This is a genomic window from Synechococcus sp. H60.1, from assembly GCF_047462335.1.
Lineage (GTDB): Bacteria > Cyanobacteriota > Cyanobacteriia > Thermostichales > Thermostichaceae > Thermostichus.
Window position 1 is genome coordinate 1 of sequence record NZ_JANSJA010000106.1, and the last position, 6219, is coordinate 6219.

General features: G+C 59.3%; 9 protein-coding genes. 6 read left to right on the plus strand and 3 right to left on the minus strand.

Annotation, left to right across the window (positions count from 1 at the left end; translation table 11 throughout):
• Nucleotides 1–187: 187 nt before the first annotated feature.
• From NW852_RS05575 to NW852_RS05600, 6 genes are all read left to right on the plus strand, one after another.
• Nucleotides 188–361, plus strand: a complete 174-nt coding sequence (locus tag NW852_RS05575; protein ID WP_414365990.1) for a hypothetical protein — start codon at nt 188–190, stop codon at nt 359–361.
• Nucleotides 354–875, plus strand: coding sequence for a GNAT family N-acetyltransferase (locus tag NW852_RS05580; RefSeq protein ID WP_414365991.1), 522 nt, complete (start codon nt 354–356; stop codon nt 873–875). Before NW852_RS05575 ends, NW852_RS05580 begins: the two co-directional genes overlap by 8 nt.
• A gap of 78 nt (nt 876–953) precedes the next feature.
• Nucleotides 954–1244, plus strand: coding sequence for a 4a-hydroxytetrahydrobiopterin dehydratase (locus tag NW852_RS05585; protein ID WP_414365992.1), 291 nt, complete (start codon nt 954–956; stop codon nt 1242–1244).
• 284 nt (nt 1245–1528) lie between these two features.
• Nucleotides 1529–2485, plus strand: a complete 957-nt coding sequence (locus NW852_RS05590; protein WP_414372715.1) for an NAD(P)H-binding protein — start codon at nt 1529–1531, stop codon at nt 2483–2485.
• Between the two features lie 110 nt (nt 2486–2595).
• The gene (locus NW852_RS05595) at nt 2596–3582 is read left to right on the plus strand and encodes an ABC transporter ATP-binding protein (protein ID WP_414365994.1); all 987 of its coding nucleotides are present in this window, start codon (nt 2596–2598) and stop codon (nt 3580–3582) included.
• A gap of 101 nt (nt 3583–3683) precedes the next feature.
• Nucleotides 3684–3851 carry a hypothetical protein gene (locus tag NW852_RS05600; protein ID WP_414365995.1) on the plus strand — a complete coding sequence of 56 codons (168 nt, stop codon included), beginning with the start codon at nt 3684–3686 and terminating at the stop codon, nt 3849–3851.
• Nucleotides 3852–3869: 18 nt separating this feature from the next.
• Here NW852_RS05600 and NW852_RS05605 read toward each other — a convergent pair whose 3' ends face one another.
• The 3 genes from NW852_RS05605 to NW852_RS05615 all read right to left on the minus strand — a co-directional run bounded on the left by NW852_RS05605 (nt 3870) and on the right by NW852_RS05615 (nt 6087).
• Nucleotides 3870–5012: a glycosyltransferase family 4 protein gene (locus tag NW852_RS05605; protein WP_414372713.1), complete on the minus strand. Its 1143-nt coding sequence runs from the start codon at nt 5010–5012 to the stop codon at nt 3870–3872.
• Nucleotides 5013–5093: 81 nt separating this feature from the next.
• Nucleotides 5094–5231, minus strand: coding sequence for a hypothetical protein (locus NW852_RS05610; protein WP_414365997.1), 138 nt, complete (start codon nt 5229–5231; stop codon nt 5094–5096).
• A gap of 124 nt (nt 5232–5355) precedes the next feature.
• Nucleotides 5356–6087 (minus strand): M50 family metallopeptidase, encoded by a 732-nt coding sequence (locus NW852_RS05615; protein ID WP_414426532.1) that lies wholly within the window; start codon nt 6085–6087, stop codon nt 5356–5358.
• Nucleotides 6088–6219: the final 132 nt, after the last annotated feature.

Sequence of the window (6219 nt, forward strand, 5' to 3'; positions counted from 1 at the left end):
TGCACGACGGAGCTTACTTTGGAATCATAGGCTACAGTCTCTCACCTTGTTGACGCGCGGGATCCCGCCCGGTTAGTCGATAGGGGCTGAGATGAGGATAGGATGGGGAGAGGAGATTTCCGGAAGACCGACTAGGGATCCACCTCTGCACGCTATGCTCTAGAGACTGAAAGGATTGTGTAGGAACGTGAACATCCTGCGGCAATATATCTTTCCTGCTCTCATCCTGCTGGTGTTCCTATTTACTCTGGTGGTGGTGAGCATCCGCTCGTTTCTGCCGGAAGATATGGCCCAGCCGGCCCCGGTAGAGGAAGCGACGCCGGTGGCTTTCTCTGCTCTCCTGATGTCTGAGGATGGCTGACCAAGGGATCCCTCTGCCTGCTGGTTACCGTTGGCGCATTGGCTCTGCCTGGGATCGGCCCTGGGTGCGGCGGGGATTGCAGGCCACCTTGCAGGAGTCTTTCCCCGAGCAAAGCCAGTGGGATCACCTGGAAGCGACCCTGGATCGCCTCTTTGACCCCCCCCGTACTCCCTGCTGGTGGATCCTCAACGAAGCAACAGGGGAGCCGGTGGGCGGCGTGTGGGCCGGCATTTCTACTGACCAAGCCACTCATCGGCGGGTGGCCTACGTCTTTTTGCTCTGGGTGGATCCTGCCCATCGTCGGCGGGGACTGGGCAGAGCTTTGCTGCAACAGGTAGAACGCTGGGGATCCCAGCAGCAGTTGTCGGCCATCACCTTGCAGGTTTACCGCCACAATCAAGCTGCCCTTAACTTCTATAGGCAGGCCCACTTTGCTGTGCAAGGCTACTGGCTATACAAACCCCTCGGCCCTGCTGCCGCCTCCCAGGAACTGGAAGACTACGAAGTTTTGTAAAGAAGCTGGGATCTGCCCGCAGCCGCTCTTTTGATGAAAACGTGATGGAAACGATGGCATCGACTGGAGGGAAGGCCCATGTCCAGACCTGTCAAACTCAGTGAAGCCGAGATCCAGGCCAAGCTAGAGAAGCTGCCCGGCTGGTCTTTGCAGGATGGGAAGCTGCATCGCCAGTTTCAATTTCGCTCCTTTGTGGAAGCTTTCGGCTGGATGAGCAGTGTGGCTTTGGTGGCCGAGAGTATGGGGCATCACCCCGAGTGGACCAATGTCTACAACCGCGTGCGGGTGGATCTCACCACCCACGATGCCGGAGGCATTACGGAACTGGATTTCACCTTGGCACAACGCATGAACGAGCTGGCTGGGTGAACACTCTCTCGGCAGCAGACTGAGCTGGGGATCCCTGCAAAGCTCCTTGGGTCGGGGATCCCTGTTTTGTTCATGGCTTAGAGTTGGGCCGAGCTTTGACACTCCCATTGCCTAAAGGCGGGGGATTCTTACGCAGTTCAAAAACAAACTCGTAAAGGCGCTGTTATTGCCAATTACGGGCTTTTCCGCCCCGCACTCCAGTTCGGGGCTACCAAGCTATCCTTCTGTGTTGGAAGCTGCCTTTGTCTGATAGACTAAGCCTAAGGTTAAGAAATGATAATTTTATGAACGTGCTGGTTGTGGGGGCAACGGGAACGCTGGGCCGTCAGGTGGTGCGGCGGGCTATCGAAGAAGGGCATCAGGTGACTTGTCTGGTGCGAAACCCGGCCAAGGCTGCTTTCTTGAGTGAATGGGGCGCCCACCTCAAGGTGGGGAACCTACTGCAGCCCAGCACGCTCCGAGCGGCGATGGAAGGCGTCGAGGCGGTGATCGACTGTGCCACGGTGCGGGTAACCGACACCCTCAGCGCCCGCCAGGTGGATTGGGATGGCAAAGTTGCTCTGATCAATGCGGCACGGGCTGCCCAAGTGGGCCACTTCGTCTTTTTCTCCATCATGGGTGCTCAGCATGAGTACCCCAATGTGCCCCTGATGAATTTCAAGCACCACATCGAGAAGTACTTGATCGGATCCCAGATGCCCTACACCATCTTTCGTCCGGCGGGCTTCATGCAGGGATTGATCGGCCAGTATGCCATCCCCATTTTGGAAGAGCAAATTGTTTGGGTAGCCAGCGAGAGCATCCCCACGGCCTACGTCGACACCCTAGATGCAGGCCGGTTTGCCGTGCGAGCGCTCAGCGTCGAAGCCGCCAAGCGGCAGATCTTCCCTTTGGTGGGGCCCAAGGCCTGGACATCCCAAGAGGTCATCGCCCTGTGCGAGCAGCTCTCCGGCAAAAAAGCCAAGGTCAGCACCATGCCTTTGGGGCTGCTGCGAGGGGCGCGTAAGGTGGCCCAGTTCTTTCAGTGGAGCTGGAACATTGCCGACCGGCTGGCGTTTGTGGAGGTGATCGCCGCCAAGGAGCCGATGCATGCCGACATGACGCCTGTGTGCGAAGCCTTGGGCATTGAACTGGCTTCTCTGACCTCCCTTGAAGACTACCTGGCCGAGTATTTCCAAAAGATGTTGAAACGGATTCGCGAGCTGAAGGTTAAGCAACCCAAGGTCAAGACGCCTTTCTAGGTTGCTGCCAACCAGTGGCTGAGGCAAAAGAAGGGGGGAGAGCGTAAACTGGAGAGCAGGCTAGCATCCTGCTTAGTTCTTCTTGGTTTTTTCAACCCCAGCCTCCTCCTATGAGCGAGACGTTGGCCCCCTCTCTAGAAGCGACTGCCGTGCAGCCTGAGCCGGCCATTGCCGTCACTGGTCTGAGCAAAACCTATCGCACCGGCTTTTGGCTGAACAAGGTGGTCAGCCCTCTCAAGGATTTTTCGCTAACAGTGGCCCGTGGCGAAACCTTTGGGCTACTGGGGCCTAATGGAGCTGGCAAAACCACCACGATCAAGTGTCTGCTGGGCATTGTGGAGCCTACCAGCGGCAGGGGCACTTTGCTGGGCAAACCCCTGGGGGATCGCTCCATCAAGCAGCAGGTGGGCTATCTGCCGGAAAACCCTTACTTTTACGACTACCTAACTGCCTGGGAGTTTCTCCATTTTGCGGGCAAGGTCTTTCGCTTGTCCGATAGCCTCCTCAAGGAGCGGATCCCGCAACTGCTGGAGCTGGTGGGGCTTTCTATAGATACGGCCCGCAAAAAGCCAATGCGCACCTACTCCAAGGGCATGCTGCAGCGCACTGGCCTAGCCCAGGCTCTAATCAACGACCCGGAGCTGGTGTTCCTGGACGAGCCGATGTCGGGGCTGGATCCCATGGGCCGCTACCAGATGCGCGAGATCATCTTGTCTCTCCGGCAACAGGGCAAGACTGTGTTCTTCAACAGCCACATCCTGGGGGATGTGGAGGTAATCTGCAACCGCATTGGCATTATTGTCGGCGGCAAGTTGGTGCAGCAGGGAACATTGGACGAGCTGCTGGGCCAGAGCAAAAGCTACCGCGTGCAAGGGCACGGTGGCGCCATCGACCAGTTCCGCGACCGCCTCGAGCACTTCTCGATCCAGGGATCCCATTGGTCGGGGGAATGGGGCGGATCCCTGCCGGAGCTGCTCACTCTTTTAAGCCAGGCGGGGGCAGTGGTGACCGACTTGCATTGGCAACGGCAGTCGCTAGAAGAGTTCTTTGTCGAGCAGGTGCGGGCCATTGAAGGGGAGCGCCCCCTCTCCGCCTAAGCGTGCTCCCCAGTTGCTCTACAGCGCAGACGCGACCTGGAGTTGCACCGCTGATCTGGCTGATCTGGAGGCCCAAGTAATGCACTTGCAGCAGGGTACGATTGGGATCCCTGGAGCGGGTGGGCCACCCGCAGTTTATTCTCTCCACAGGCTGCCTGCAGCTCCTTTTGCCAGGAGATCTGGATGCCCTGATGCAACAGCTCCAGCAGCAGGGCTCTGCTATAGTCGGGGATCCGCTGCGACTGGGCGATAAGCTGTTCCTTAGCTGAAGACTTTTGTTCTTATTCTCACGCGCTGCCTGCGCTCTTGCCGGATCCCGACTCGGCGATGACGGTGCGGTAGTACTCCTCCAACTGTTGTGTGGCCGCCGACCAACTCCAGCGCTCGGCCTCTTGGCGGGCCTGTTGCCGGAAGAGCTGCCGCTGCCCGGCACTCTCCAACAGTTGCCGGGTGGCCTGGACAAAGTCGCTGTCGGAATCGGGATCGAAGAGAAAGCCGTTGCGGCCGCTGTCCACCACATCGGTAATGCCGCCACAGCGGGGGGCGATTACCGGACAACCGGCAGCCATGGCCTCCAACAAGACCAAGCCCAGCGTCTCGGTGCGGGAGGGGAACACGAACAAATCCGCGGACGCAAAAGCTGCTGCCAGGTCCTGCCCCTGCAAGTAGCCCGTAAACACCACGTCGTGGCCGGCAAAATGTTGCTCCAGGGATCCCCGCTCCGGCCCGTCGCCCACGATAGCCAGGCGCGCCTGCGGGATCTGCTCCAGCAACACCCGGATCCGCCCCACCTCTTTTTCCGCCGAGAGCCGACCTACGTAGAGCAACAGCGGCCGCTCCGGCTGCCCTGCCGTAAGGCGGGCCCGCATCTCTGGGCTAGCAGCCTGCGGGTGAAACAGCTCCGTATCCACCCCCCGCTGCCACAGGTGAACCCGCTCGATGCCGTGGGCGCTCAGCTCCTGCATCATCGCCGTCGAGGTGCAGAGGTTGACCCGTGCCAAATTGTGCCCTAGCTTGAGGAGGTTCCACAAAACTCCCTCCAGAAAGCCCAGCCCGTAGTGCTTCAGATACTTCGGCAGATGGGTGTGGTAGGAGGCCACCAGCGGGATCCCCATCGCTTGGCTGTAGTAGAGGCCCCCCAACCCCAAAACCGCAGGGTTGACCACGTGGATCACATCCGGACGGAAACGGCTAAGCACCCTGCCGACGACTGGGCCGGGAGCAGCCAGCTTCAACTCCGGGTACAGGGGCAAGGGCAGGCCTGGGATCCCGTAGACCCGTGCCCGGGCAAACCGCCTGGGAGCCCCCTGCGGTGCGACGATAAGCACCGAGTTGCCGCGGGCCGTCAGATGGCGCACCGTATGGCAAAGCCGCGTAACGATGCCGTCCACCTTGGGCAGAAACGTCTCCGTAAACAGGGCTATGCGCATCAGGGATCCCAGGCCTCACGAAAAGACTCTAGGATGAGTGTTGCACAAAACGGCAATGGGATAACGCCTCGACGCACAACCTCACTGCAGTGGAACAAAATGGATTGGCTCAGGTTTGCTGAGAGTTGGTACTTTGCTCTCGCCGAGGGTATCTGCCGCCGTTTTGCTGATCAACAGCAGCGTAGCCGCCAGAGCCAGTCCAATAACGTCTCGCCACATAATCCGCTCCCACACTCCTCACTCCTCATGCCCCCTACTGTAGCGGCGGTTTTTTCGGCTGGGCAGTGATGGGCGACGGATTTTTAGGTGACAACAATCACTTCCAGAATTGCGGCTTTGCCCCCTAGTCGCGAAAGGCCAGTTGCAAGCTGGTGATCAGCAGAACCAAAGAAAACACCGCCATCACCCCTCCCCAGAACCAGTAGGGCAAAAACAGGTTTTGGGCAATCTGGCTGGAATCGGAGAGGATCAACCGCCCGTCGATGACAGCAGCGTCCATAAAGAGATAGTCGAGCTGGTGATAGGTGCTCACGCAGGCTTGCACCCCCAAAAATTGCAGGGCAAAGCTTTGTAACCAAGGAGCAGCCCAGCGAGCTACTGCCAGGATGCCCAAACCCATGGCCGGGAGGAACAAAAGGCCAAAAGGGGAACGCACCCAGAGCAGCGTCGAGAGCAACAACAGGGATCCCAAAAATACCAGCCCCAGCCGAGCTGTGCTGCGGCGGCGGGAGGTGAGGATGAACAGGGCCCCAGCTATGGGCGGCCCCATCGGCCCGGCAGCCGCCACCAAGGCCCGCCCCACCCGCCCCAAAAACAGCTCGCCACTGTGAATGGCCAGCCCCGAGCCGTCGGGATAGATCTCAAGACGATGAAACTCCCCCCCCAATAGCAGTGCCATCAGGCCATGGCCCATCTCGTGAAACCAGGTGGCCAACAAAGTAAAGGGGTAGAGGAGGTAATTGCCCCAGGGAAACCGCCAGAGCAAGACCGTTAGCCCCGCCGCAGCCACCAGCCAGATCACGCTGTGCCGGCCAGGCCTTGCGGAAGGGGAAGGAGGCAGCTCAAACTGAGTCATACCAGCAGGTGGGTGGAGAAAAGGCCCAAAATGCCTTGTCGGCCTAGACGATTGCCGGCAGAAAAAAGTTCCACATTAGGCAAAAATAGCCGGGCCAACTCCCCTCTCCCTCTGGGAGAGGGGTTGGGGGTG